We start from the raw sequence: 22370 nt of genomic DNA on the forward strand, positions 1-22370 counted from the left end.
ACTCCGCCTGCAGATTATTTTCATCGGGTCTCCGGCGCCCTGAGAATAATGGCGCCGTCGGGGCTCCTGGAAGCCGTCACGCCGTAGAGGTCGGACAGGGCCGCGATGAAGGCTTCGGTGTCGCCCGTGTCGAAGGCGCCGCTGACCGGGATCTGCGCGATGCCCCCGTCCTTAAGCTCGATCCTCCTGTCGCTGTAGCGGCTGACCTCGGCGACGGCCTCCCGGATCGGGGTGGCGGCGAAGACCAGGCGTCCCGTCGTCCAGCTTGTTTCGCGGGCAGCGTCGACCGTCCGGACCTCGGGGGCTCCCTGTGTGGTGACGACCTGCTGGCCCGGCGCGAGGGACCAGACCGGCCTGGCCGTGCCGGGTGATCCCACGTCCACGCGGCCTTCGACGAGCGTGACCCGGGCGCCCTGGCCCAGCCTGCGGACGTCGAACCGGGTGCCGACGGCGGTGACCGTGGTGTCGCCGGCCGTGACCACGAAGGGCCGGGCCGGATCACCCTCCACGTCGAAAAAGGCCTGGCCGGACACGAGCGTCACCGATCTCCGGTCCGGGCGGAGGCGGACGCTCACGCGGCTGCCCGTGTCCAGGATGACTCTCGAGCCGTCGGCCAGGCGCAGGGTCCTCTGCTCGCCGGTCGCGGTGGCGTAGTCGAGAGGCCGGTCCATGGCCCATGACGCGAAAAGGGCGAGGGCGACGAGCGCCGTCGCTCCGGCTGCTATCGGTTTCCAGAGGCGCGACACCATGTAGCGCGCCCGCACAGGGGGCGGCGCCTTGCCGAGAGCCTCCGCCGTGAGGGCGGAGATGTCAGGATCATCGGCCAGGGCCCCGCTCGTGGCCCAGGCCTTCTCGACGCGCTCATAGGCGCGCGCATTGGCGGGGTTCTTCCGCCACTCGAAGAAGTCGTGGATGTCCGTTGTCGACACGCGCCTCTGGCCCAGGCGGGCGAACCATGACGCGGCTTCCTGCCGCCGGACATCCCCTTCCTTGTCGACCGCCATCCTGTCTATCCGCCCAGTTGCTCGACGCAGTGCTGCAGCGCCTTCGACATGCGCCACTCCACCGCCTTGACGCTCAGCCCGCGCGCCGCGGCGATTTCAGGATAACTCATACCGGCAAAACGGCTCAGGACGAAAACTTCACGGTAGAGGGCAGGCATGGTCAGCACCGCCTTCTTCATCATCAGGGCCTCGACCTGGCCTGCGGCCTCGCCCGGATCGGCGAGTTCGGTGAACGGCTCGGAGGAGCCCCGCCGCTTGCGGCAGCGGCTTTCGTCCCGGACCACGTTCATGGCGATCCGGAGCAGGAAAGCCCTGGGATGCCGGATGCCTCCGGCGGAGTAGGGGGCCGCGCGGAGGTAGGTTTCCTGGACGACATCCGCCGCCTGGTCGGGGTCGACATGCGCCCGCAGCCTGCCTGCAAGCCAGCGCGCGTATTGACGATAAAGGGCGTTCAGCCCCTCCAGCCCGTCCGGTTCAAGTTCATTGACGTCGCTCACGTCGACCTCCCGCCTCCAGAGCGGGCCGGGAATCCCGACAGTCCTGGTCAGCCGTGATCATCCGGGCGCAAGGCCTTCGCCCTGCGCCGCGTACGACGACAGCCCGCGTGATGTCCGCGCTGTGCAGATCCGGGTCCGTAAAGGGGATTCCAAGCCCCTGCCGGCGCAAAACCGGCGACCGAGCATGAATCAAACCGAATCCGGACGCAAGGCGAGGGGTCGGGCGTTGGAATCCTCGCGGAACGAGGCCCGCTATTTGCCGATGGAGCGCTGCCTTGCCCCGGAGGGCCCCCGGCTCAAGCTCCGCGCCTGTTTCGCGGCGCCCGACCCATCATTTCTAGGCTGGCCGGAACGATGGTTCAACCGAGGGGCGGCAGCCGGCTCCGCAAGGAAGTTGCGGTCCGGCCGCAACTCTTCGGCGTAGAGAATCGCCGTTACCGGAAGGTAGGAACAAGGGCGGCAGCTTTTGGAGGGAGGAATGGACGCAAGCCTGAACAGCCCGGTCAGATGGCCGGCCACCCCCGGACTGAGCCCGCGGGAGCTCGAATGTCTTGCATGGGTCAGCCAGGGCAAGAGCTCGACCGACATCGGAGCCATACTCGGCCTGTCGGCCCGTACAGTCGACAGCTACCTCGAGAAGGCGGCTTCCAAGCTGGGCGTCCGCACCCGGATCGAGGCTGTGGCCGTTGGCGTGAGGCGAGGGCTCATACCGGTCGATTGAGGAAAAGGGGGCGGGTCAGGAACTTCTTTACGGAAGCCCGGGGTTTCAGTCAGGACCGCCGCCGACGCAGGGCGTCCCCTGGCTCAAGGTCATGACCTGTCCCTTCCGGAACCCGCCATCGACACCATAGCCCTGGCCCACTGTCACGAGCGAGTCTGAAGTCTTCTCGAAGGCGGGGCGCTTCAATGACGCCCGGATCTGTCGTGTTCAGTCCGTAGCCTGCCCGCGGGTCATCAGGGAGAGAAGCCATGAGCCATGGCGTGATTATCAAGGGCGGAAACGCGCGACGTATCGATTTGAGAACCGGAGGCGATCGCGGATCCGTGGGAGCGAGCGGAGCGATTGACGCCGCCAGCGACGGCGAGTGGATCGTCGTCGTCTATCGCGACGGACGGGCGCGTCGCTATCACGCGAAGACGGGTTCGGATCGTGGATCGGTCGGAAGCTCCGGCGTGATCGGTTGCGCCATATCCGGGGGCGTAATCCTGCTGACCTATGGCGGGCAGAAGGCACGACGTTATGACGCCCGGACCGGTGGCGATCGAGGCAGCGCCTGATGGCGCCCGGAGCGGGCGAGGGCTTGAGGCGGATCGAGCGCCTTGAGGTGCGCTTGGGCGTGCTGGGCGAGGTGCTGGCGCAGTTTGAACGTTCATCTGCGCGCTTGCCGCAACGGGGAACACCACAGGAAATGGCTATGGCGCTGGTTTCGGAATGGCGAGGCCTGTTGCGCTATCTCGGGAACGAGGGGGCGCGTGTGAGACGTGAGTTGCAGCGCATCGAGAGGGATCGACAAAGATGACGGAAGGGCCGAGCGAGCGGCAGATCGCCGAGAGTTTGTGTTTGATCTTCTCCGCCCTGGAGCAGCTGCATGGCGCGGGACTACGAGATGGGCGGGCGTCCCGGGTAAGGCGCGAAGCGGTCCATTTTTTATGGGAGCTGCGCGAGGGGGCGAAGCTCTCCGAAGACAGACCTCATTCGGTCGCGGCATGGGCCTGCCGGATGGATGGAGCGAAGGCGTTGCTGCGTTACGAGCATTCAGTCCCTGTCGCGGTCTTCATGCCGGTTCTTCGCGCGGCGGCAGGTAATCCGGACGCGATGCTTGAGGCCCTGAAGCGCTACGTCAGACCCGTGATTGTGACCGAGGATGAAGCGCATCGCCTGGCGAGGGAGGGGCTGAACCACAGCTTGCCGCCCGGGATTGAAGCCGATGACTGGGCGGCGAGGTATCGTGCGATCGGCGTCAGCCTGAGAGATGGGGGCAAGCGGGCTTGAGGCGCATGTCTACATACTCCGCCGAAAGCCATTGGGCGCTGTTCTGTCAATCTTGACGCTTGATCCCCGTCAGTAGATTGAAAGTCGATGAGGCAGCTTCATAAGAAGCGGAGGAACGAGGTCCTTATGTCCTTTTTGCCAGAAATAGCGCCAGACGAAGACGGCCTTGACGGATGGGAAGCCGAGACGGACTTCAACGGCGTGGCGACGTCGCAAAGTCTCACTGCTGCGGTTCGCGAAGTCCAGAAAGTCCTCAGTGCCCATGTTCCCGTGGTCGAGGATGAGGACTGGACTGATGTCGAAATCGAACTTCCTATCGGGCGCAGGCAATCGCGACGTAGCAAGGTCCGATTCCGGCGGTTCAGAAGCGGTTTCTCCGCAGCGACCCGGAATGTAGCGGACCCTGCCATTGCGGATGCTGTAACGGCGCTGGACCTCTCCCGAAGCGCGGACTCGCTGCTGGGCACAATCCGGCTGCGTGAAATAATAAGAAGCGCTGACACGGACGCAGAATTGCGTAGATGGGCGTCCAGGTCGTCACTCTTCGACGTGTCTGCCCTGGATTTTCTTGCGGACAGTGAGGCTGAAGAACGCTTCGTAGGAGATTCAGCAGAACTGCAATCTGCTTTTTTTGAACTCGGTGATGTCGTCAATGCTTTCACCATCCTCGTTCACAGGCATGCTCAGGCGGAAGCTGACACAGGATCAGACAGCACCGTCGAGCCGGATCCATTGAACCGCCGTTTGGCGCCGGATCCCGGGGCAGTTTTTCGGTCAACCACAATCGCGCTGGTTGTTCTGAATGGTCAGGCTTCGCCAGCTCTCAGAAAGGTCCTTTCCCGTTCGGATCATTTCAGAATGTCTGTTCAGGACTTCCTTGAGGAAAACGATGCCGAAATTCTGTTTCGAGATGTTCCGGGTATGAATCTGCAAATCTTCTGCGAGATGGGAGAGCTGATAACCGAATTCATCTCCGGCGTTCACTCTCGCCAGAGTGGCATCCAGGCGGTCGGCGTGCGCTTGTGATCTATTAAATTACCCGTGAAGAGCTTGATGGGCAGGCGCTGACGACCGGGGCGGTGGGATTTCACTGACCAGGGATCAGGTCCAGGTGTGGCAAAGGGCGGGGATCAAGGCGGGCTACCGATAGCCGCGTTGGCCGCCGCGATAGCTCGCTTCTTGTCGTAATGGATTGCGGGTCGATGCGCGCCGCGTCGCGGGGCGGGCCCGATTGTCCCTGGGGGAGGGGCTATTGCCTCGCGGAGGAAAGGCAGGACCCGCCGATGAAGGCTTGATCGGTCGATCACGCGCCTTGAGGCGATCTCGTAAGCCACGTGAAATTCCGGGTACGTGAATCGTGCCGGCATGAGTTCAAGAAAGAGCGCCGTCTCGAGACGACGCGAGGTAATGGCGTGGAGAGCGGCGGCGATGAGGTCGTTATGGTCGAAGGCGAGATCGGGAAGGTTCTCGATGTCCTGCCAGCTAACGGCCCTTGCGTCGGATCCCGCCCTGGGTTGATGCTGGCTTGGGTGCACGAAGCCCCAATAGGCGACTGTCACATATCGTCCCCTGGGATCGCGGTCGGCGTCGCCAAAAGCCCCGATCTGCTGGAGGGCGCCCGCCTCGATCCCCGCCTCCTCCCGAAGCTCCCGGCGAGCACAGTCTTCCAGAGTGAAGTCGAAATGGTTCGCCGGCGGTCGCGCCCCGCCTGCAACGGCGCGCTCGGTTTGCGCATCGCCCACCTGCAAGAAACCGCCCGGCAGCGCCCACCCTTCCGGAGCCTCGCCTCGCTGGATCAGCAATATCTGCAGCCTGCCGCCTTCAGTCGTAAAAACCGCGACATCGGTGGTAATCGAGGGGCGCGGGTATTCGTAGCAGTGTTTCTCGCCGCTCATTTTCCTTGACCTTGGAGTTAGTTTGTGGTGCATGAGGCCATAAACTAACAGGCAGCGGGGGAAATGCAATGGCTCGAACCAGTCAGAGCGATCCGATCGTCTTCAACGAGGTTCGATGCGGGGCGGGCGTGCTGGGTCTGACCTTCTGCCCTGGCAAGTCCGGCCCCAGCGTGTTTGGCGCGGATTGGTCGCGGGATCTGGATGTCGATCTGGATGCGGCTGTGGCCTGGGGGGCGTCGACGGTTCTTACGCTCGTCAAGCCTCATGAGCTCGAAATGCTGCAGGCGCCGGGGCTGGGAGCGGCGGTGGAAGCGCGCGGCATGATGTGGCTGCACGCTCCGATCGAGGACCTCGGAGTGCCGGATCAGAAGTTCGAGCAACGTTGGTGCGTGATCGGGCATCGTGTTCGCATGGCGCTTGATAGCGGCGAAAAGGTCGTCGTGCACTGTCGCGGAGGTCGCGGTCGGGCGGGGATGATTGCGGCGCGGCTGCTTGTTGAGATGGGAGAGGCGCCTGATGACGCGATAGCGCGCGTGCGCGCAGCGCGAGAGGGGGCCATCGAGACGGCTGAACAGGAGCGGCATGTTCGTGAGTGCTGGGCGACGACGTGCAATCGCGAGCACGTTGATCGTGTGCTGGGGTGTTTGTTCGGAGGAGCGGTCGGCGACGGCTTTGGCTATGCGATCGAGTTCGACCGCCTGCCGGCGATCCGGAAGCGGTATGGTGAGAAGGGGCTCACGGAACCCGTTCTGACGAATGAACGGCTGGTTGTCAGCGACGACACGCAGATGACCGTGTTTACGGCAAGCGCGGTTGCCCGGGTTGGTGAGTTTGAAGCGGCGGAGGCCGTGGCGGCAATACGGGCTGCCTATCTTGACTGGTATCGTACCCAGACCCGGTCGGGGCCGTCGAAGGTCGATGCGGGCGTGTTGCGACATCGGGAGCTCTGGGCGCGGCGGGCGCCAGGCAATACCTGCATCTCCGCCCTGGCGGCGGGCGGATCGGGGGAGCCGAGCCGGCCTGTAAACGACTCCAAGGGGTGCGGGGGCGTCATGCGAGTGGCCCCGATTGGGCTGAGGCGGGATTGGACGGAAGGACAGGTGTTTGAGCTTGCGGCGCGCGCTGCAGCGATCACGCATGGTCACCCTACCGGTTATCTGAGCGCCGCGGCCGCAGCCGTGATGGTCAGGGTTATGGTCGATGGCCGTGGTCTCAGAGAAGCGTTGGGGGTGGTCGCCCGATATCTGGCGGCGAACGAGGACGCTCAGGAGACGATGAAGGCGGTCATCGGCGTCTTTGAGGAACCTGCGCGAGACATGCTCATGGTCGATGTCGAGGAAGGGCGTCTTGGAGAGGGGTGGGTCGGCGAGGAGGCGCTGGCGATCGCTCTTTACAGCGTCGCCGCGAGCGACGATTTCAGAGCGGTGATGCGGATCGCGGCCAATCACGACGGCGACAGTGATTCAACGGCTTCTATCGCGGGTCAGTTGTTCGGGGCGCGACACGGGTTGTCGCGGATTCCATGGTCATGGGTGTCCCGGCTCGACGTCTTTGATGCGCTCTGTGAGGTGGCGGGCGACGTGTTGGCTGCAGATAGATCGGATTTGCTGCAGCGCCCGGTGGCGTCGGCGATTAATTGATGGGAAGCCGGAACAGTCAGAGGGTGTATGAAATGCTGGACGACTACAAGGCCCTGGTTGAGGCGCGCAACGCCTACGCTTATGCGCCCTTCTGTTTGCGACGTGCGGATTCAGGGGCGCGTGTCGACGCTGTCCTTTGGGGCATACCGGTCGTCATCAGCGGGCCGGAGCCCGCTGATGCTCCCCGATTCGAGCACTTTTCGTCGGCGGCCCTGGACCGGTACCACGGCCAGCTGCTTCACTCTGATCATGACAGCGACGTCCTGCTGGGGGTGGCTTCGGTCACCTTCTGGGGCTTCGCGCAGGGACGGGGCGGGCGTTTCACCACGGCGCGTGCGCTAGCCCGTGCAAAGCATATCGCAGGCCTGGGGAAACGAAGCGCCGACGATGGTGCGGTGATCGTCGAAGCGGTCAGAAGCATTGCTGTCGATCTGGCTCAGGCGAGGCGCGCCGATGCGATCGCCAGAGCGATGCGTCTCAAACATCACGGCCTCGCCTTTGCCTCCAAGCTGCTTGCATTCATCGCTCCTGCCACCGAGTGCGTCTATGACGAGGTGATTTCCCTACGGCTGAAAGCGTCGACGGATCAGCGGTTGATCGCGCTTCATGTCCCGACTGTCGGCCAACACCGCATGACGGAAAAGGCGCAGGCCTATGTCGGTTGGGCGGAGCTATGCTCATCGACGGCGCAGGGCCTGGATGCCGCCGGTCGGCCCTGGACGGACTGGAATGGAGAGCAGCAGGCCTGGCGCGCGGTGGATGTGGAGCGGGCCTTCTTCGGTCTTGGGCGTCCGTCTGCCGACTGATGGCAAGCGGCGAGTTGTGGGGTAGTCGGTGGTCGGAAGACCGAAGTAATCCGATTATCAACGCGCCAAATGGAAATCTGGAAGTATGAGGTCTGAATGTCGATCGGCAAAAAGGGACGTTCGCTCGAATTATTCTTCGTTGACGGTAGACCGGAAGGTATCGTAACCGCTGGTGTGTTCAACTGGGCTGGGCATGTGCTTGTCACGCCGCGGGCGCGTTTGAAAGAAGCGCTCGAGCGACCGTCGTCAAGACTCACGGGCGTTTACATTCTTGTCGGCGAGAAGAATGGAAAGCTTTTCGCGTATATTGGCGAAGCCGAGAACGTCGCCAATCGTATCAAGATACACGGCGCCAAAAAAGATTGGTGGACAAGCGCATTTCTTGTGACGTCTAGCGATAACAGTCTCAACAAAGCGCACGCTAAATACCTCGAAGCGCGGCTAGTGGAAGAAGCCCTGAAGGTCGGGGCAATGTCGCTCGAGAATGGCAATGCGCCGCCCAAGCCTGGACTGTCTGAGTCAGGGGCCGCCAACATGGAAGCCTTCCTGGAGTTCGTGTTTCTGGTTCTGCCTGCCGTCAGGCTTGACATGTTCGTCCAGCATGCAAGGCCCACGATCCAGAAGAATGGTAATAATCTGGATAAGGTGCTGCCAAGCGACCCTCAAAAGTTTCTAATCAACACGCAAAAGCACAATCTAAAGGCTGAAGCTTTCCTGATCGACGGGGAGTTCGTGGTTCAGGCCGGATCTCAAGCTCGACTCGTTTGGATGGGGAAAGAAAGGTCAACTAGTGGATATGCAAAACTGCATGAGCAGTTAATTCAATCCCGTATCCTCCAACCTTCAGGAAAGCACTGTATATTCACTGAAAGTTGCGCTTTTAACTCGGCAAGCGCCGCTGCCGCTATTGTTTATGGGCGACAGACGCAGGGGCCCGCCGCGTGGAAGACACCTGAAGGCAAGACGTACAAGCAATGGGAAGCTGAGCAACTGTAGGAGCTTCAAAGGAGTGATGTGCCAACGACGGCGACGAGAGGTCGTGCCCGGTGGCAGGATAAAATCTGAGGTGATCTCAACAACGATGCCCATCAGGCTCTGCGCTGGCCAGCCCGGCTTCGCGCCACCGTATCCGCCACGGCGCGCATCTCGATGGCGAGCAGTTGTGAACGGCTGGTTAGAACAGATTCATTGTTTTTATTACATTTTTTCCTAGCGGCGCCATACTCTGCAGGTTCCTCTACAAGTTGCGTTGTTGAAGCTAGAGCTGACTGCTTTTAGACCTCTGGCCTCGGTTTGAATTAGATGCCGGTCGCGACTCTCTGAGGTAGTTCGTACGGTTCGGCTGAAACTCCTGAACTCGCGCTGGCACCAAGCAGCGCTTCACCTTCGGGAGCTTGACTGGTGCCCAAACTCTCAATGCTTCCCCCTCTCAACAGCCTTGAACTCGTGAAACGCGCCAGGAACTGTTCCGGAAGGTACTGTGAGCTCGCCGCACGGAGATACTGGGAGGGCGATTGCACGCTTATCGTACTTGCCTCAGGCGGAGGGAGTTCGTAGATTATGGGCACGCAGACGTTATGGAGAGCCTGCCACGATTTTTTCGGCGTCGTTATCAGTTTCACTGATTGTCGATGCACTCACACGTAGGGCGGACTGGATTTATCCGGAAAGCCATTCGAAGTCGGGATTGGATCCTTGCGTTCAAACCCGGCGCGTTCGTAGCGCCTAGATTGTGAACTCCGCTGGCCAAGCGCCTTCACAATGGTCGTTACGATCCCAAGGCTACGAGGGAAGAGCCGCCGAGATGGCCGGCATCCCGTTGATGAGGAAGGCAAGGAGATAGACGCCGGCGACATCAGGATGTCGCCGGCGTATCTTTTTTCGGACTACCGATGATCCCGTCGCCGGGCGCAATATTCACATAGCCTTCCTTTGGCGGATGTTCATCGCCATGGCAGTCGTTGTAGCGCCGATCGAGTTTTTTCACCGGCGCACAGTCGAAGTGAAAGTCATGAACTAGGGCACCACCGAGCCGGGCTCGCGCGTTGAGCAGGCAGGTCAGGCCATGATCGCTGTCTTTGACATTCTGATAGTAGCCGTGGCGATGCCGCCCGGGGCTGTTGAAATAGTGCCGACGATCGCTGAGGCAGCGACGCGATGAACCTGGTGGGGTGATCCAGGGCTCGTGACGGAGAAACTCAAGCTCCGCCTGGGCCAGGAGCGCTTCCGGATCCCGCGCAGTGGGAAGGCGGTCGAACACGGTTTCTAGCAGGGTCGCTAAATGCCGGCTCTGGAAATTTCGCAGGGGCAGCACGAGAGGCCCTGGGTTCGCTCGATACACTGACTTTTTAACGAGATCGGCACGCTTGCGGGCCTCCAGAACCGTCGTTCGCAAGGTGCCGACCAGCGCGTTGCGAAGACGGTTGCGAGCGTTGACCGAGCGGGCGTTTGACAGGTCTGGAGCATTGATACGCTGATAGTAGGCGAACGGGAAGAAGGCGCGCCGAAACTCCGCGTCGTCTGTGTTCGCCTCGGACACCGCGAGGACAATGATGTTGACCGGCTGCGTTTCCCTGAGCGCCTTGAGCTCGGCGCGAGCCGCAGTAAGCAGAGCCTCGGCGTGCTCCCGGCTGAGCCCGTTATGGGTCGGCTTTATGATGCGGGCACCGTTGGGCGCGAACCGGTCCGCCGAGGTCGCGCTCAAGGCATTGAACAGATCTTGGTCTGCGCCCGCGATAATGACCAGTGGGAAACTCACGCGTGGCGTTTGGAGAGCTCAGCGACGACATCGAGCGGAAGCGTCACGCCTTGCATTTGTTTAACGGTCAAACTGCTGATCAACAGGTCCAGCACTGTCCGTCCGGACTTCGCAGTCGTTACGGGAGCAGCTAGATCGAGGAAGCTAGACGATTCCAACCCCGTGAGGCGGAACCATTCCTCAATGCGTCGGTGAATCTCCGGTACCGTAAGCGGCTCATCTCCCGAGCGAATTAAGTACGCCGGAATCTCCACCCAAGTTGGCTGGGGCGTGTCCTCAAGGTGAATCTGCCGCTGCTCGGGATCGAAGTAGCGCGGGCGACCGTCGGACGATTCCGCGAATGCGGCCCAGAGCCAGTGAAGATATCGGGGCGCTCTCGACCGACGAGGGGTTTGACCGAAGGCCGTCGGAACGGGCTCATATTCACGGCCTTTGGGCCAGAGCCCCGGCGTATTCTCCTTCACCAAAACGATGTCGTAGCGATTCGCCAAAGCAGGGCGTGACTTAATGTAGGCTTGGAAGGACTGCCCCGTCTGCAGCTTCATCTTGCCGAGATCCGGTCCCAGCCGAACGCCAAGAGCATTGATGAGTGCGGGAGCACCCTCTGCGATCCGGGCATCTGCGAGTGCAATGACCTGCTGGTCGAAGGCATCCAGGTCGAGCGCGTTATTGGTTGAAGTCATGTCGCCTCCTGACGCCCTCCATAAACGGATGCCGATTTTGCACAAGCGGCAGAGCGTTCCAGAGTGTAGACGGGGCCTTCCGATCAGCGAATAGGCAGCCGTCGCCACGCCAGATGTTGTCTCGGGTGCGGCAAGGTCCAGCTTGAGACCCTTCCGGGCCGCTCGAGTCGCGGCCGCCGTCATCCAGCGCGTGTCCCGTCAGACCCATATCGAGATCGAGGTGATCACCGATGAGGGTCTGTTCGAGGGTCTCGCCCTAGAATTTGACTGAGGCTCTCGCTTGGACCGACCAAACGGGGAGCCCGGAGGCTGCCGAGGTCCTCGCGTCTCTTACTCGAGTCTTCGGCGAACGACGCGATCTCGTTCACCTGGAGCCGCTCGCGGAGACCTTTGCGGGAGCGAGGCTGGCTGTCGACGACGCGTTCTTCACTGTCAAGCGGCGTAGCCTCCGCTGAAACGGCGAGCCGACAGTTTCGCGTGAGCATTTAGGGGCTGAGGCCTGCGCAATAGTCTCTCCACCGGTCGCCTGCAAGGCGATGTTTCCAGTGGAGTTTTTGTGGGCGGTTCGAAGCTTGTAGTCCGTTTCTACAAGTTGCGAGCGGGGTAGGGCGGGCTCGGTAGCAGTCTGCGGCTTTTGGCTCAAAGCAGACTTCGGCAAGGTCTGCGTTTAAGCGCCCGGTCATGGATTGATTGGTCGCTAGCCGCTGGCTGACGACCTGAGACTTAGGGTGGGCGACGCAGCGCTTTTATTCGTCGATCTCGGTCCAGGACAGAGGGGCTGGAAGATCGTCATCCGAGAGGCCGTCATGGGCCGCGCCTGCCAAGGTCAGCGGCGAGGCGAGACCCAGCCGTATCAACTCGGCCAGCACGATCGGCCCTAGGCGGAACTCCGTCATGTCTTCGGTCTGAAGCCAATGGCGCGCCTTGGCGGCGGTCATGTCTGAGTCGGGGAAGTGGGGTTCCAGAGCCGTTGCCGCGATCCTCGATAGTCCCAACTCCATGAACGACCAGCCCGAACGAGTGGAGACGCCCAGCTCAAGGGCCAGGGCGAAATTGAAAATCTCGGGGATGCGATGATCCAGTTCGCTCTTCCGCAGCGCCAGGACCAGAACGTCGTAATAGGCTTTGCCGAGCTGGACGTAGCGAAAGCGGATGACATCTTCGATTAGGTCGAACGTGTCATGGATGACGTTGTTGACGTTGATCGGGCGAGGCGGCTGTTTGCGTGTGAGCGGCTCGGCCTTCTTCAGCTCTTCATAGGCCCTCATCTCCTTGGCGTACCGCCGCTTGGCGCTCACCACCTCGCTGGACAGAATGACGGGATAGGGCTTGCCCTCCATCCACCTCACAGCTGGCAACGCGGCCTTCTTATGCAGCTTACCAAAGGCGCCGAGATTGACCCGCGTTTCGATGCGTCCGAACAGATTCTCGTAGCGCTCACGCGCTTTCAGGGGATCGATGAGAGGGTTCTGTGGAATCATCGCATCGGCGTTGCCGTCGGCGATCTGGTCGACGAGATACTTGAACAGCCGTTGAAGGCCGAACGGATCGACGGTCCAGTTTGTCGCCAGAAGCGACGCAGGCAGGTCGATGTCCGCGTGTGCCTTTTCCGCGAATTTCGCGAGAGCCTCACGTTCTGCCAAGGGGCTGGAAGGCAGAGTCCGCTCCAGGAAACTTCTGACGTCGCCGCGGGCTGCGCGCGAAACGAGCAGGCCAGCGGCTGCACGAACTTTGGTGGGGGTCTCGTCGCGCTTGGACACCGGCGGCATGTCGCCGGCCAAGGCCTCGAGGATGGCGGGTCTCTGGGTTTCTACCGTTTTGCGGAACGCGGGCTCGATTTTGTATCCGACGAACTTATCCATCGGTTGCTCAGGCCAATTCTCGTAGTCGACGAGAAAGACATTGCCGACGACATCGGAGTTCATGCGGCCCGCTCGCCCAGCGAAGTTCCACAGCTCCGCGGGATTGAGCTCAGTGCCTCTGCCGCGCGTAGACGTATGAATGAACACGTTGCGGGCAGGCAGGTTGACGCCTTGGAACAAAGTCGTCGTGCAGGCGAGGAACTGAAGGTCGCCGGTTTTGAAGGCCCCCTCGATGGCCTCGCGAAGCAGGGTGGGCATCTTGCCGTAGTGGAAGGCGACGCCCCTTCGAACCAGCGTGGCTAGAGCATACTCAGGATGGATGTGCTTGATGATAAACTTCGACAGCGCCTCGAGCGGCGCTTCGGCCTTGTCCGAACAGCCTATATAGAGAAGACGAGCGACGTTTGCGGCGTCTTTGGGCCCTGTCGCATAGACCAACGACCCTCCGTGTCGACCCAGTTCGAGTGCGACAGCCGCTAGGCGGCTGTCTGGGTGCTGGAACCCACGATCCGCCGTCAGCGTACCCAGCTTGACCGATCCAGTCTCGGTCATCAGGCGTAACGTCAACGTCTTGGGGACGCGCCCCGGGCTGACCAAAATCCTGTTTTGAATGACCGAGGGCAGCCGGGAAAGGGCTGGCTCCAGGTCCGGCGCGCCGAACGACCGGCCAAGCTCGAGAAAGCCCGCAGCCCCGGGCGCCAACATGATCAGCCGGGCTTTGGGATTGCGCACTAGTATCTGGTCCAGACACTCCTGCAGGATCATCCCACGCGCGCCGTCCGAGATGTTCTGCGCCTCGTCGACAACGATAAGGTCGAAGTCAGGGTCTGCGACCGCGAGAAGCACCTGAAGCCTCTCTTGGGTTAGCACGAAGATCTGGCGCGGCGAGCGATCCTCGCCGGGCGATGGAACCGTCGAGACCCAAACATCGCGGCCCTGCAGGCGCTTTTGCACCTTGGCGTAGACCTCAGAAAGCAGTGCCCGTGTGGGGGCGACGTAGACGGCTGTGAATGCGGTCGCCTGCTCCGCTAGGCGGCACAGATGCTCGATCACCAGAAAGGACTTGCCGGCGGAAGTCGGCGCCGAGATTGCCAGAGCACGCGCGATCTGCAGCCGGTCCCATGCCCGCTTCTGAAAGTCGGTCAGAGCCAGTCGCTCATCGCCGACGTCGAACGCATTCAGGTCTCGCGAAAGCGCAGCGCGCAGACTTTGGCCCAGTCCAACGCCGTCCTCATCATGGCGCATCTCGGCGTAGGCCAAGGCCGGGAAATTGCCCAAGTCAGTGAGAAGGCGCAGCGCGTTTTCAGCCGCCACGTCTTCGCGGTTGGTCAACAAGCTTCCCAGCGCGATCGACTGGGCGAGGGCGCGCAACGGTTCGCTCTCAGTCTGGAGGAAGACGCTGGCGCAGTAGAGGAGCCTGTGGACTGCGTCTGTGTCGAGCGGCTTCGCCTCCAGAGACAGATTCTCCGGTAGCGTCGATCGCGCCGCCTCGGCTTGCAGGGCATCGTAGTCGCGGCCGAACTGTTTGTTGGACAGCAGTCGTTCGGCAAGGTCCTCGGTGAAACTCATGACGCCCCGTCCTGCATATCATCAGGGCTTGGAGTATCAGCGACGTCGTCCCCGACGTCATCGTCGTCTAGGTCATCCTCGTCGTCCCATGGGCCGGGTGGGATCGGGAGACCGATGGCGTTGTAAAACGCCTTCCTCAACTCATCGATGTCCGGCACAGCCACGAAATAGAGAATGGATTTGGCTGGGTTGCCGCCAGCTTTCGTGATGACCTTGTTTGCATAGGTGCGATGGCCATCGAGGTCGGCGGCGTAGAGCTTATTGAAGTGGTGCTCGTGAATGTCGATCGCTTCGTCGTCGATCGTCAGCTGATCAGCGAAGTGCTTTGGTTCGGAGTGACAAATCACGCCGACGTAACGCTCGCGCAGAGGCAGCGCGGTCGGGTTGTTCCAAATATCAAAATAATCGAGGGCAGCTTGCCGGGCGGGACCCTCGAGAGAGTCGAAATGCCCGAGATCGCCGACCAATTGATATTCGCGATTATACTGCTTCTTGTTCGCTGAAAACTCGGCAGCTGATTTGGCGTAGCGCAGCGCCCCGATACGGGCACTTGACGCCAGCTTCGCTTCCAAGAAATAGACCGTAAGTACGTTATTTTCGAACTTGGCATGGACGCCGTCCAAACCATGAACCGGCATATTGGTCGAAGTTTTGAGCGCCATTTTCGACGCCATCTGAGCCGCCGACAGGCGGGTCTGAGCGATGCAGTAAGCCAGCACCTCTCCGACTTCGCTTGCCCGGGACGGATGCTTGGCATTGAAGTCGACAAAGACGTCGCGCACGATCGCCATGGTGCGCGCAATCTTGGAAATGTCCGCCTTGATCTGCTCGTGAAGCTCTAGGCGCTTGCGACGCGGTAGGGCGTAAAAAACGCACTGATCCGCAAGAATGCGCGCCAGATCGTCGATGAGCGGGACATCCTCGCGAAAGCGAGGGTGAAGCAACCCCGTGCGCGGCGTCAACGAACTGTCGTCGGTGTGGGACGCCGCGCACGCTAGTATGGCGTCCAGATCGCAGGGGTTCTTCAACGCTTCGATGGCGGCCGCAATATCTGCCGACGACGTTTCAGCCACGGGGCCCGTCCCTTTAGGTTTCTCCGAATAGTATTCAGCGATCGTGATTCGGTGAAAATTGTTCTGCTTGCGCGTAGCCCTTGCTGCTGAAGTGAGGCGATAGATCCGCAAAATTCTGCGCGAGCATTTAGGGTCTGGGGGCTCTGCATTCGTCTCTCCACCCGTCGCCTGTAAGGCGATGTTTCCAGTGGAGTTTTTGTGCGCAGTTCGAAGCTTGTCGTTTCCCCGCCGGTTGGCGAACCCATTCAGAGAAGGAGAGGTCGCCCGCCGCTGCCTGTCGTCATCCATCCCGCTGCCTTGTGGGAGGTTCATGATGACCCCCGGGACTTCCACGCCGCGCTGGATCTCCAGATCCGCCGGCATGGGGAGAACTCTCATCGCCTGCACCGAGCCATCGTGTCGGCCGGCGGGCTGACGGACCGGACGACCCTCGCGGCCTGGCGGCGGGGGCTGAAGGTCCCGCAGACGCCCGCCAGCCTGAAGGTCCTCGATATTATCGAGCATCGCTATCGCCTTGAGCCCGGCTATCTTCGGTCGCGGTTGCAGCGACGACGCGCTCTCTCAGGACTTGTTCCCCCAGAGATTCAGTACGCTGAATCCCGACGTCTCGCCTGGCACCTGCCGGATGACTTCGATGAGCGATCAGCCGAAGAGCAGGAGGAAATCCTGACCTGGGTGCGCTCGACCATTCTGTCCGGCGGCACGGCCTATCATCGCTATCATTCGACCGTGTCGAAGCATCGGTTCGCGCTCCGCTTTGACGGAACCGGACCCGCCGAACTGGCGGCCCCGGCGCACCTTCGGGCCGAGATGGACGCGCTCCTGCGGTTCAAGTCGGCGACTCTGACGGATATCGGCTATCAGCGCTCCGGCGTATGGGGAGCGGAAACAGCGGCACAGCGCGAGGAGCATCTGGCTCTGCTGTTCGGCGCCCTGGCCGCCCCGCCTGACGACGAAGTGAGCGGGTTGGGCGTGCCCCGACAGGACCTGACCTTTGCGCTGCTCGTTCTGCCTTCAGTCTGGGATTGGTACGTCCAGTGGCGCGAACGACGCCGGGGCTTCTTCACCGGCTGGGAGAGCGAGATGCTGCTGCTCGGCGCAGCCTTCTCGCGCAGCCAGACAGGGTGGCTCCGGCAGAGCCCGTGGCTGGCGGAGCGGATCCGACCCATTCCCGGCGTTGTCGGGCAGGCGGACATCGACCGGATCTGTGGGGATTGGTCCGGCGCCTGCGAGCGGGTGCATCGCCATGCCCTGGCCAGATCCAAGGAGATCGAGCGGGTCGCACGGGTTCACCGGGACCCCTTCGAGCCCATCCTGCCCATTCTCGAAGCCGCGAGCCCAGTCGGCGAATATCGCAAGATCACGGAGGAGATTCTGCGCCGCATGCCCGAAGAGAGGCGCTATCCACGGGCCGCCGCGGAGGCGGTCAGGTCCTTCCTGATGTTGCGGTTGGGTCTGCACCTCGGCGTCCGGCAGAAGAACCTGCGACAACTGCTGCTGCGTCCCCGGGGCAGTCCGCCGACGCCGGAGAGGGAACTGGAGGTCCGGCGGTGCGGCGAGCTGCGCTGGAGCGAGAGGGAAGGCGGCTGGGAGGTTTTCATTCCCTGCGTAGCCTTCAAGAACTCCGGCTCAGCCTACTTCTCCAAACGCCCGTTCCGGCTTCTGTTGCCAGACCTCGGCGGATTGTATCGGTGGATCGACGCCTATGTGGGGCGCCATCGACCGGCCTTGCTGAACGGCTCGCGCGATCCAGGCACCTTCTTCGTCAAGACTGTGAAGACCTCGAGCCGCGACGCCGCCTACAATCAGCAAACCTTCTACAGCGCCTGGCGCCAGGTGATCCAGCGCTATGGGATCTACAACCCTTACACGGGGAGGGGGGCGATCCGGGGTCTGCTTCCCCACGGGCCGCACAATGTGAGGGATGTCCTGGCGACCCACGTGCTGAAGCTGACTGGTTCGTATGAGCAGGCCAGCTACGCTATCCAGGACACGCCGGCCACGGTCGCCGACCACTACGGTCGCTTTCTCCCGCAGGACAAGGCGGCGCTGGCGGCCCAGGTCCTGAACCGGGTCTGGGAGGCGGCCTAGATGAGCGGAGGAAGCCGGACGCGGGCGACGTTTTCAAGGGCCAGCCTAAAAAGGGGAATGCTCGCCGTGGAGGAGGCCGGCCACACGGTTCATGCGGTTGAGTTTCCACCCGGTGGTGGCTTCACGTTGATACTTTCAGCCGGAACTGAACGGGCTGAGGTCAACGAATGGGATGTCGCTTTGGGGATTACTGACACGAAAGGACGGCCTTTGCCTGGGTGAGGCAAGGCCAGAGGTTCGCCTTCTGCCTTTCCCAGGCGCATAGGAAGGCCATGCCTGGCGCTGAGCTCGCGCCAGGCATGGTCTCAACTCTGGGCAGCATCAACAGGAAGGGGAGAGTGTTCCTCAGAGAGCCAATCTCGAGGTTCCCCGATGTTCCAGTTCGGCGAGGCGGGCGGCCCGAGTCAGAGCGCTCGCTTCGCGATGGCGTAGCTTGCGTTCGTGACCGCGGACCGCTTCGTTGGCGGCGGCCTGCGCAAGCGCCATTGGCGAGAACCTTCCTCGCCTACGAGAATGCGTTCATGGAGTTCAGAGCGGCGCTTTCTGTTCCCTTAAGGGCCGGCGCTCTCTCGGTTATGAAAAGGGCTGCGGCAAAGAACGAGAGCGGGTTCAGCCGGTCGCCCAGCGCCAAAGACCGACAGAGATCAGCGCCAGGCTGACGATCGTCAGTCCGGCCGTGACCGGGATCAGGCCTGGGGCCCAGGGTGGGCGGGTGCGCAGCTTGGCCCAGGTGTCGAGGCACCAGCTGAGGCCGGCGGCGCCCAGCATGGCCTGAACCCACCAGGGCCAGATCACGGAGCGCCGACCTCTACCATGACGGCCAGCAGCGCGAGGATCGCGGTCGCCAGCCCGATCAGCGCGTTTTCCAGCGTCAGCAGTCGTCGCCACCATGCGCCTCGCCTGCGCCCCCACTTCTTCGACATGAGCCCTCGCTTGGCTTGCCGCCCGGCAGGTGCGCCGGAGGAAGGGCGCAGCGGCAGGGCTTTCAAGAGTCGTTGTTATCCCAGCTCGCTAGAGAGGGCGAGTCCCCACAACCTGAACTGGAGATCGCGATGAGCATCCGCATCGTCCATGAAAAGCTGACCGCCGCAGGATACGACCCGGGCGAGCCTGATGGCCGCTGGGGGCGCGGATACCGAGGCGGCGTCGGACAAGGCGCTGGTGCCGCGACGCCGGTGTACAGCTGTAGGGGCCTTGTTTTTAAGTAAAGCGTCGCGTGGTATTATGTATCTCTTGACGCGCCTTGCAAAAGTCGATGGCAAACGGTGAGTTTGTCGTTGTCAATACGTCTCGAAAGATGTCTCGATAACGCGTTTTTTACATCAGCCCTTTTTCTAAGTGTTTTCAATATGCTCAAATTTTGTCGGTTTCCGGATCGGCAATGGCGGGCCAACAATGAAAAAACTACGCTAAAACAAATCAGTAAATTGGTTTTGTGTAATCGAGTGGGAGTGATCCTGGCCTTTCGGGAGATTTCGATATCGCTTGAGAAAGCGCCGATAAGTCACTGACGTAAAAGTGAATTCTGACGAGACCCTTCGAAGCCTTTCGGAGGGTCTCGCTTTTGTGATGCCGTCATTTCTGACGGCATCGCGGCGGTTGCCTTCGCGGACTCTGCTCCATGCCGTCGCGCCAGTGGCGAGGCGGATGGCAGCATTAATCAAGCTGCTGATTTTAAAGAGAAAAACTCACTAAAATTCGCCCATTTCCGCCTGACGGCATTTATGGACAGGGACGGCCTCCGCTGATGACCGGGCAGGGCTGCCTGACGCCTCCGTTCAGGGTTCCAGCAAGGCCAGAAGGGCGAAGCTGGCCAGCCAATGCTCGCCCATATAGTCGCCCGTGACGTGGGTGAGGGCGGCGTCCAGGTGGGCCGCCGCCGCCCGGGCGCCGATCGCGCGGCGCGCGTCGCCGACGGGAAACGCCGCGATGATTTCGCGCCAGCACCAGCCTCGGCTCAGGTTCAAACCGTCGAGATGCGCGATCTTGCCGTCGGCGCGGTCGCTGACGCGGGCGGGCGTCAGCAGACTTGCGGGCCGTCCTTCGGACAGGGCGGGCAGGAAGGCGTCGAACCAGGCGGCGAAATCGTCGGGTGACAGCACGCGCCGCATCAGCACAGCCTCCATCAGAGCCGGCGACAGGAACTCGTCCTGCGATGGCTCCCACGCCTGACAATCGCGGTCCTCAGCGTGCCAGCGTCGGGCGGCGTCGCGGCACAGAGCGGCCAGGTCCGGGTCATGGACGTCGGCGTAGTCCAGCGTCAGCCGCAGGGCGAAGGCGGTGTTGTAGTGGGTCCCCGTCCGCACGGGATAGTCGGCCAGCGGCAGGAAGGCCTTGAACCTGTCGGCGAAGATCCCGGCCAACGGGCGAAGGATCTCAGCCCAGCGACGGCCTTCGTCGGTGTCATGCCGCTCCACCTCCGCCGCCAGCATCAAGAGCCAGGCCCAGCCGTAAGGGCGCTCGAAGCCGCGCGCCTCGGGTCGCGCCAGATAGGCGGCCTCGCCCATGACCTTTTCGGCCGTGAACAGGTCGTCGGCCAGGACGCGGATCGCAGGCGCCTCAGCCATGCCGGGATGCAGGCGATAGAGGGTGAACAGGGTCCACCAACCGTGGACGCAGGAATGCCAGTCGAAACTGCCGAAGAAGATCGGGTGCATGTCGCGCGGCGTGCGCGCGTCCTGCGGCCCGGTCAGCACATGCATGATGTGGTTGGGATATTCCCGCGTCACATGGCCCAGCGCCGTGGCGGCGAAGCGGGAGGCGAGGGCGGCGTCGAGGGTCTGGGTCATGTCAGAACCGGAAGGCGAGGAAGTACATCAGCAGCATATTGGCCAGGAGCATGATCGCCGCCGTCGGAATCTGGGCGCGGATGACCCCGTTCAAAGGCGAGTTGCGATCGGGCAGTTCCAGCAGGTTCGCCGGGACCACGTTGAAGTTGGCCGCCATGGGCGTCATCAGCGTCCCGCAGAAGCCGGCCAACATGCCGATGGCGCAGACGATGGCCGGGTCGCCGCCGAACTGATGAACCACGATGGGCAGGCCGATGGCGGCGGTCATGACGGGGAAGGCGGCGAAGGCGTTGCCCATGATGACGGTGAACAGCGCCATGCCCGCGCAATAGGCGAAAACCGCCATGAAGGCCGAGGTCATGGGGATGACCCGCGCGATCAGGTCGCCCACCACCTCGCCCACGTCGGCGGCCAGGAAGACCGCGCCCAGCGAGGCCAGCATCTGCGGCAGAAGCGCCGCCCAGCCGATGGAGTCCATCAGCCGTCGCCCTTCCTGGACCGGCGCCATGACCGGCGGACGGAACCAGGCCATGGCGGCGACCAGGGCGATGACGCAGCCCAGCCCCAGGGAGATCAGGGTCGTCTGCACCGGTGAGATCAGCCAGGCGCCGGCGAGCGTATGCTTGGCCAGCAGGGTCCCGCCGACCGCGACCAGCGGAACCAGAAGCGCCGGCACGAACAGGGCGTTACGCCAGCGGGCGGCGCTCGCCTGGCGTTGGTCGGACGTGGTGGTGGCGGGCTTGCCGACGCCGAGCTTGCCCGTCGCGCCGATGACGACCAGGGCGATGACCAGTAGCCCGTTGCCGAAGCCGCCGAGCCAACTGCCGAACAGCATCGACAGGGCTATCAGCCCCCAGAACAGGGCGCTGCGGAACCGCGTCGGGTTTAGCGGATCGCGCAGGCTGAGGATGGAGAAGGCCGCGAACATCAACCCGGTCGCGACATAGGCGTGCTCGAGCGTGATCATCGGCCCATGCCCGCCTTCGGCTCAGTTTCGTCCGCGGCGTCAGGGACGGCCATGTCCTTTTTCACCTGCCGGTCGAACATCAACAGGCGCGCGCCGTGAACCAGGAAGGCGACCATGGCCGTGGGGATGGCCCACAGGGAGACGTGCAGCGCCTCGACGCGGATGCCCGCCTGCTCCAGAAAGCCGACGATCAGGACGATGGAGCCGATGGCTATGAAGATGTCCTCGCCGAAGAACAGGCCGACGTTGTCCGTGCCGGCCGCCATGCCGCGGATGCGGAAGCGGGCCTTGTCGGTCAGAGGGCCGAACTCGCTCTCGGCCGCGCCTTCGGCCATGGGGGCGATGAGGGGGCGCACCATCTGCGGATGGCCGCCAAGCGAGGTCAGACCCAGGGCCGAGGTCGACTGCCGCACCAGCAGGTAGATCAGCATCAGCCGCCCGGCCGTCGCCGCCTTGACCCTGGTCACCAGGTCGCGCGCCCGTTCCTGCAGGCCCGCCCTTTCCAGCAGGCCGATCACCGGCAGGACCAGCCAGGTGATGTGGAAGTAGCGGTTGTCGTTGAAGGCCTGGCCGAAGCGCGAAATCGTGTCGATCCCCGCCGTCATCAGGCCCCTGGCGTCGACGCCCGGCCCAACCGCCGCCAGCACCCCGGTGGCGATCGCCGCGACCAGGATGACGACCAGCGGATTGATCCGGGCGACGAAGCCCGCGACCACGATCAATATCCCCAGCAGCACCAGCAT

General features: G+C 62.5%; 20 protein-coding genes. 8 read left to right on the plus strand and 12 right to left on the minus strand.

Annotation, left to right across the window (positions count from 1 at the left end; all coding sequences use genetic code 11):
* Positions 1 to 20: 20 nt before the first annotated feature.
* Together D8I30_RS10990 and D8I30_RS10995 are read right to left on the minus strand one after the other, a co-directional pair.
* Positions 21 to 1004: a FecR family protein gene (locus tag D8I30_RS10990; protein ID WP_121482782.1), complete on the minus strand. Its 984-nt coding sequence runs from the start codon at positions 1002 to 1004 to the stop codon at positions 21 to 23.
* Positions 1005 to 1009: 5 nt separating this feature from the next.
* Positions 1010 to 1501 (minus strand): RNA polymerase sigma factor, encoded by a 492-nt coding sequence (locus D8I30_RS10995; protein WP_121482783.1) that lies wholly within the window; start codon positions 1499 to 1501, stop codon positions 1010 to 1012.
* 478 nt (positions 1502 to 1979) lie between these two features.
* Between D8I30_RS10995 and D8I30_RS14965 the strand changes: the two genes are divergently transcribed.
* The 4 genes from D8I30_RS14965 (at position 1980) to D8I30_RS14470 (ending at position 4520) form a co-directional block, all read left to right on the plus strand.
* Positions 1980 to 2222, plus strand: coding sequence for a response regulator transcription factor (locus D8I30_RS14965; RefSeq protein ID WP_121482784.1), 243 nt, complete (start codon positions 1980 to 1982; stop codon positions 2220 to 2222).
* A 248-nt stretch (positions 2223 to 2470) separates the two neighbouring features.
* Positions 2471 to 2779, plus strand: a complete 309-nt coding sequence (locus tag D8I30_RS14465) for a hypothetical protein (protein ID WP_162938879.1) — start codon at positions 2471 to 2473, stop codon at positions 2777 to 2779.
* A gap of 238 nt (positions 2780 to 3017) precedes the next feature.
* On the plus strand, positions 3018 to 3494 hold the full coding sequence (locus D8I30_RS11005; RefSeq protein ID WP_121482785.1) for a hypothetical protein: 477 nt from the start codon (positions 3018 to 3020) through the stop codon (positions 3492 to 3494).
* Between the two features lie 126 nt (positions 3495 to 3620).
* On the plus strand, positions 3621 to 4520 hold the full coding sequence (locus tag D8I30_RS14470) for a hypothetical protein (protein ID WP_162938880.1): 900 nt from the start codon (positions 3621 to 3623) through the stop codon (positions 4518 to 4520).
* A 104-nt stretch (positions 4521 to 4624) separates the two neighbouring features.
* Here D8I30_RS14470 and D8I30_RS11010 read toward each other — a convergent pair whose 3' ends face one another.
* Positions 4625 to 5389 carry an NUDIX domain-containing protein gene (locus D8I30_RS11010; protein ID WP_162938881.1) on the minus strand — a complete coding sequence of 255 codons (765 nt, stop codon included), beginning with the start codon at positions 5387 to 5389 and terminating at the stop codon, positions 4625 to 4627.
* Between the two features lie 68 nt (positions 5390 to 5457).
* Between D8I30_RS11010 and D8I30_RS11015 the strand changes: the two genes are divergently transcribed.
* The 3 genes from D8I30_RS11015 (at position 5458) to D8I30_RS11025 (ending at position 8831) form a co-directional block, all read left to right on the plus strand.
* Positions 5458 to 7029 carry an ADP-ribosylglycohydrolase family protein gene (locus tag D8I30_RS11015; protein WP_121482787.1) on the plus strand — a complete coding sequence of 524 codons (1572 nt, stop codon included), beginning with the start codon at positions 5458 to 5460 and terminating at the stop codon, positions 7027 to 7029.
* Between the two features lie 32 nt (positions 7030 to 7061).
* The gene (locus tag D8I30_RS11020; protein WP_121482788.1) at positions 7062 to 7835 is read left to right on the plus strand and encodes a hypothetical protein; all 774 of its coding nucleotides are present in this window, start codon (positions 7062 to 7064) and stop codon (positions 7833 to 7835) included.
* Between the two features lie 96 nt (positions 7836 to 7931).
* Entirely contained in the window at positions 7932 to 8831 is a 900-nt protein-coding gene (locus tag D8I30_RS11025) for a GIY-YIG nuclease family protein (RefSeq protein WP_121482789.1), read from the plus strand.
* Positions 8832 to 9690: 859 nt separating this feature from the next.
* On the opposite strand, the gene D8I30_RS14475 is transcribed toward D8I30_RS11025, so the two are convergent.
* The 4 genes from D8I30_RS14475 to D8I30_RS11045 all read right to left on the minus strand — a co-directional run bounded on the left by D8I30_RS14475 (position 9691) and on the right by D8I30_RS11045 (position 16143).
* Positions 9691 to 10593 (minus strand): hypothetical protein, encoded by a 903-nt coding sequence (locus D8I30_RS14475; RefSeq protein ID WP_162938882.1) that lies wholly within the window; start codon positions 10591 to 10593, stop codon positions 9691 to 9693.
* A complete protein-coding gene (locus D8I30_RS11030; protein WP_121482790.1) occupies positions 10590 to 11276 on the minus strand; it encodes a hypothetical protein in 687 nt (228 codons plus the stop codon). Before D8I30_RS11030 ends, D8I30_RS14475 begins: the two co-directional genes overlap by 4 nt.
* 746 nt (positions 11277 to 12022) lie before the next feature.
* On the minus strand, positions 12023 to 14707 hold the full coding sequence (locus D8I30_RS11040; RefSeq protein WP_121482792.1) for a DEAD/DEAH box helicase: 2685 nt from the start codon (positions 14705 to 14707) through the stop codon (positions 12023 to 12025).
* Positions 14704 to 16143, minus strand: coding sequence for a HamA C-terminal domain-containing protein (locus D8I30_RS11045; protein WP_205570703.1), 1440 nt, complete (start codon positions 16141 to 16143; stop codon positions 14704 to 14706). The genes D8I30_RS11040 and D8I30_RS11045 overlap by 4 nt, the downstream gene beginning before the upstream one ends.
* Positions 16144 to 16176: 33 nt before the next feature.
* Between D8I30_RS11045 and D8I30_RS14820 the strand changes: the two genes are divergently transcribed.
* Positions 16177 to 17871, plus strand: coding sequence for a hypothetical protein (locus D8I30_RS14820; RefSeq protein ID WP_240387219.1), 1695 nt, complete (start codon positions 16177 to 16179; stop codon positions 17869 to 17871).
* Positions 17872 to 18480: 609 nt separating this feature from the next.
* Here D8I30_RS14820 and D8I30_RS11055 read toward each other — a convergent pair.
* The 5 genes from D8I30_RS11055 to D8I30_RS11070 all read right to left on the minus strand — a co-directional run bounded on the left by D8I30_RS11055 (position 18481) and on the right by D8I30_RS11070 (position 22370).
* Positions 18481 to 18666 (minus strand): hypothetical protein, encoded by a 186-nt coding sequence (locus tag D8I30_RS11055; protein WP_121482794.1) that lies wholly within the window; start codon positions 18664 to 18666, stop codon positions 18481 to 18483.
* On the minus strand, positions 18663 to 18794 hold the full coding sequence (locus D8I30_RS14970) for a hypothetical protein (RefSeq protein WP_276118626.1): 132 nt from the start codon (positions 18792 to 18794) through the stop codon (positions 18663 to 18665). Before D8I30_RS14970 ends, D8I30_RS11055 begins: the two co-directional genes overlap by 4 nt.
* 855 nt (positions 18795 to 19649) lie before the next feature.
* Entirely contained in the window at positions 19650 to 20660 is a 1011-nt protein-coding gene (locus tag D8I30_RS11060) for a DUF2891 domain-containing protein (protein WP_121482795.1), read from the minus strand.
* A 1-nt stretch (position 20661) separates the two neighbouring features.
* Entirely contained in the window at positions 20662 to 21627 is a 966-nt protein-coding gene (locus D8I30_RS11065; protein ID WP_121482796.1) for a DUF979 domain-containing protein, read from the minus strand.
* Positions 21624 to 22370 carry a DUF969 domain-containing protein gene (locus D8I30_RS11070; RefSeq protein ID WP_121482797.1) on the minus strand — a complete coding sequence of 249 codons (747 nt, stop codon included), beginning with the start codon at positions 22368 to 22370 and terminating at the stop codon, positions 21624 to 21626. Before D8I30_RS11070 ends, D8I30_RS11065 begins: the two co-directional genes overlap by 4 nt.

The sequence above is a fragment of the Brevundimonas naejangsanensis genome, from assembly GCF_003627995.1.
Lineage (GTDB): Bacteria > Pseudomonadota > Alphaproteobacteria > Caulobacterales > Caulobacteraceae > Brevundimonas > Brevundimonas naejangsanensis_B.

Bases quoted from the DNA above. Each gene is read 5' to 3' on its own strand.
- D8I30_RS11030 (WP_121482790.1), bottom strand. From the start codon at position 11,276: ATGACTTCAACCAATAACGCGCTCGACCTGGATGCCTTCGACCAGCAG.
- D8I30_RS11045 (WP_205570703.1), bottom strand. From the start codon at position 16,143: ATGCCGGCGGATCTGGAGATCCAGCGCGGCGTGGAAGTCCCGGGGGTC.
- D8I30_RS14965 (WP_121482784.1), top strand. From the start codon at position 1,980: ATGGACGCAAGCCTGAACAGCCCGGTCAGATGGCCGGCCACCCCCGGA.
- D8I30_RS10990 (WP_121482782.1), bottom strand. From the start codon at position 1,004: ATGGCGGTCGACAAGGAAGGGGATGTCCGGCGGCAGGAAGCCGCGTCA.
- D8I30_RS11040 (WP_121482792.1), bottom strand. From the start codon at position 14,707: ATGAGTTTCACCGAGGACCTTGCCGAACGACTGCTGTCCAACAAACAG.
- D8I30_RS14470 (WP_162938880.1), top strand. From the start codon at position 3,621: ATGTCCTTTTTGCCAGAAATAGCGCCAGACGAAGACGGCCTTGACGGA.
- D8I30_RS11025 (WP_121482789.1), top strand. From the start codon at position 7,932: ATGTCGATCGGCAAAAAGGGACGTTCGCTCGAATTATTCTTCGTTGAC.
- D8I30_RS11015 (WP_121482787.1), top strand. From the start codon at position 5,458: ATGGCTCGAACCAGTCAGAGCGATCCGATCGTCTTCAACGAGGTTCGA.
- D8I30_RS11070 (WP_121482797.1), bottom strand. From the start codon at position 22,370: ATGCTGGTGCTGCTGGGGATATTGATCGTGGTCGCGGGCTTCGTCGCC.
- D8I30_RS14465 (WP_162938879.1), top strand. From the start codon at position 2,471: ATGAGCCATGGCGTGATTATCAAGGGCGGAAACGCGCGACGTATCGAT.
- D8I30_RS11010 (WP_162938881.1), bottom strand. From the start codon at position 5,389: ATGAGCGGCGAGAAACACTGCTACGAATACCCGCGCCCCTCGATTACC.
- D8I30_RS11060 (WP_121482795.1), bottom strand. From the start codon at position 20,660: ATGACCCAGACCCTCGACGCCGCCCTCGCCTCCCGCTTCGCCGCCACG.
- D8I30_RS11005 (WP_121482785.1), top strand. From the start codon at position 3,018: ATGACGGAAGGGCCGAGCGAGCGGCAGATCGCCGAGAGTTTGTGTTTG.
- D8I30_RS11065 (WP_121482796.1), bottom strand. From the start codon at position 21,627: ATGATCACGCTCGAGCACGCCTATGTCGCGACCGGGTTGATGTTCGCG.
- D8I30_RS11020 (WP_121482788.1), top strand. From the start codon at position 7,062: ATGCTGGACGACTACAAGGCCCTGGTTGAGGCGCGCAACGCCTACGCT.
- D8I30_RS14970 (WP_276118626.1), bottom strand. From the start codon at position 18,794: ATGTCGAAGAAGTGGGGGCGCAGGCGAGGCGCATGGTGGCGACGACTG.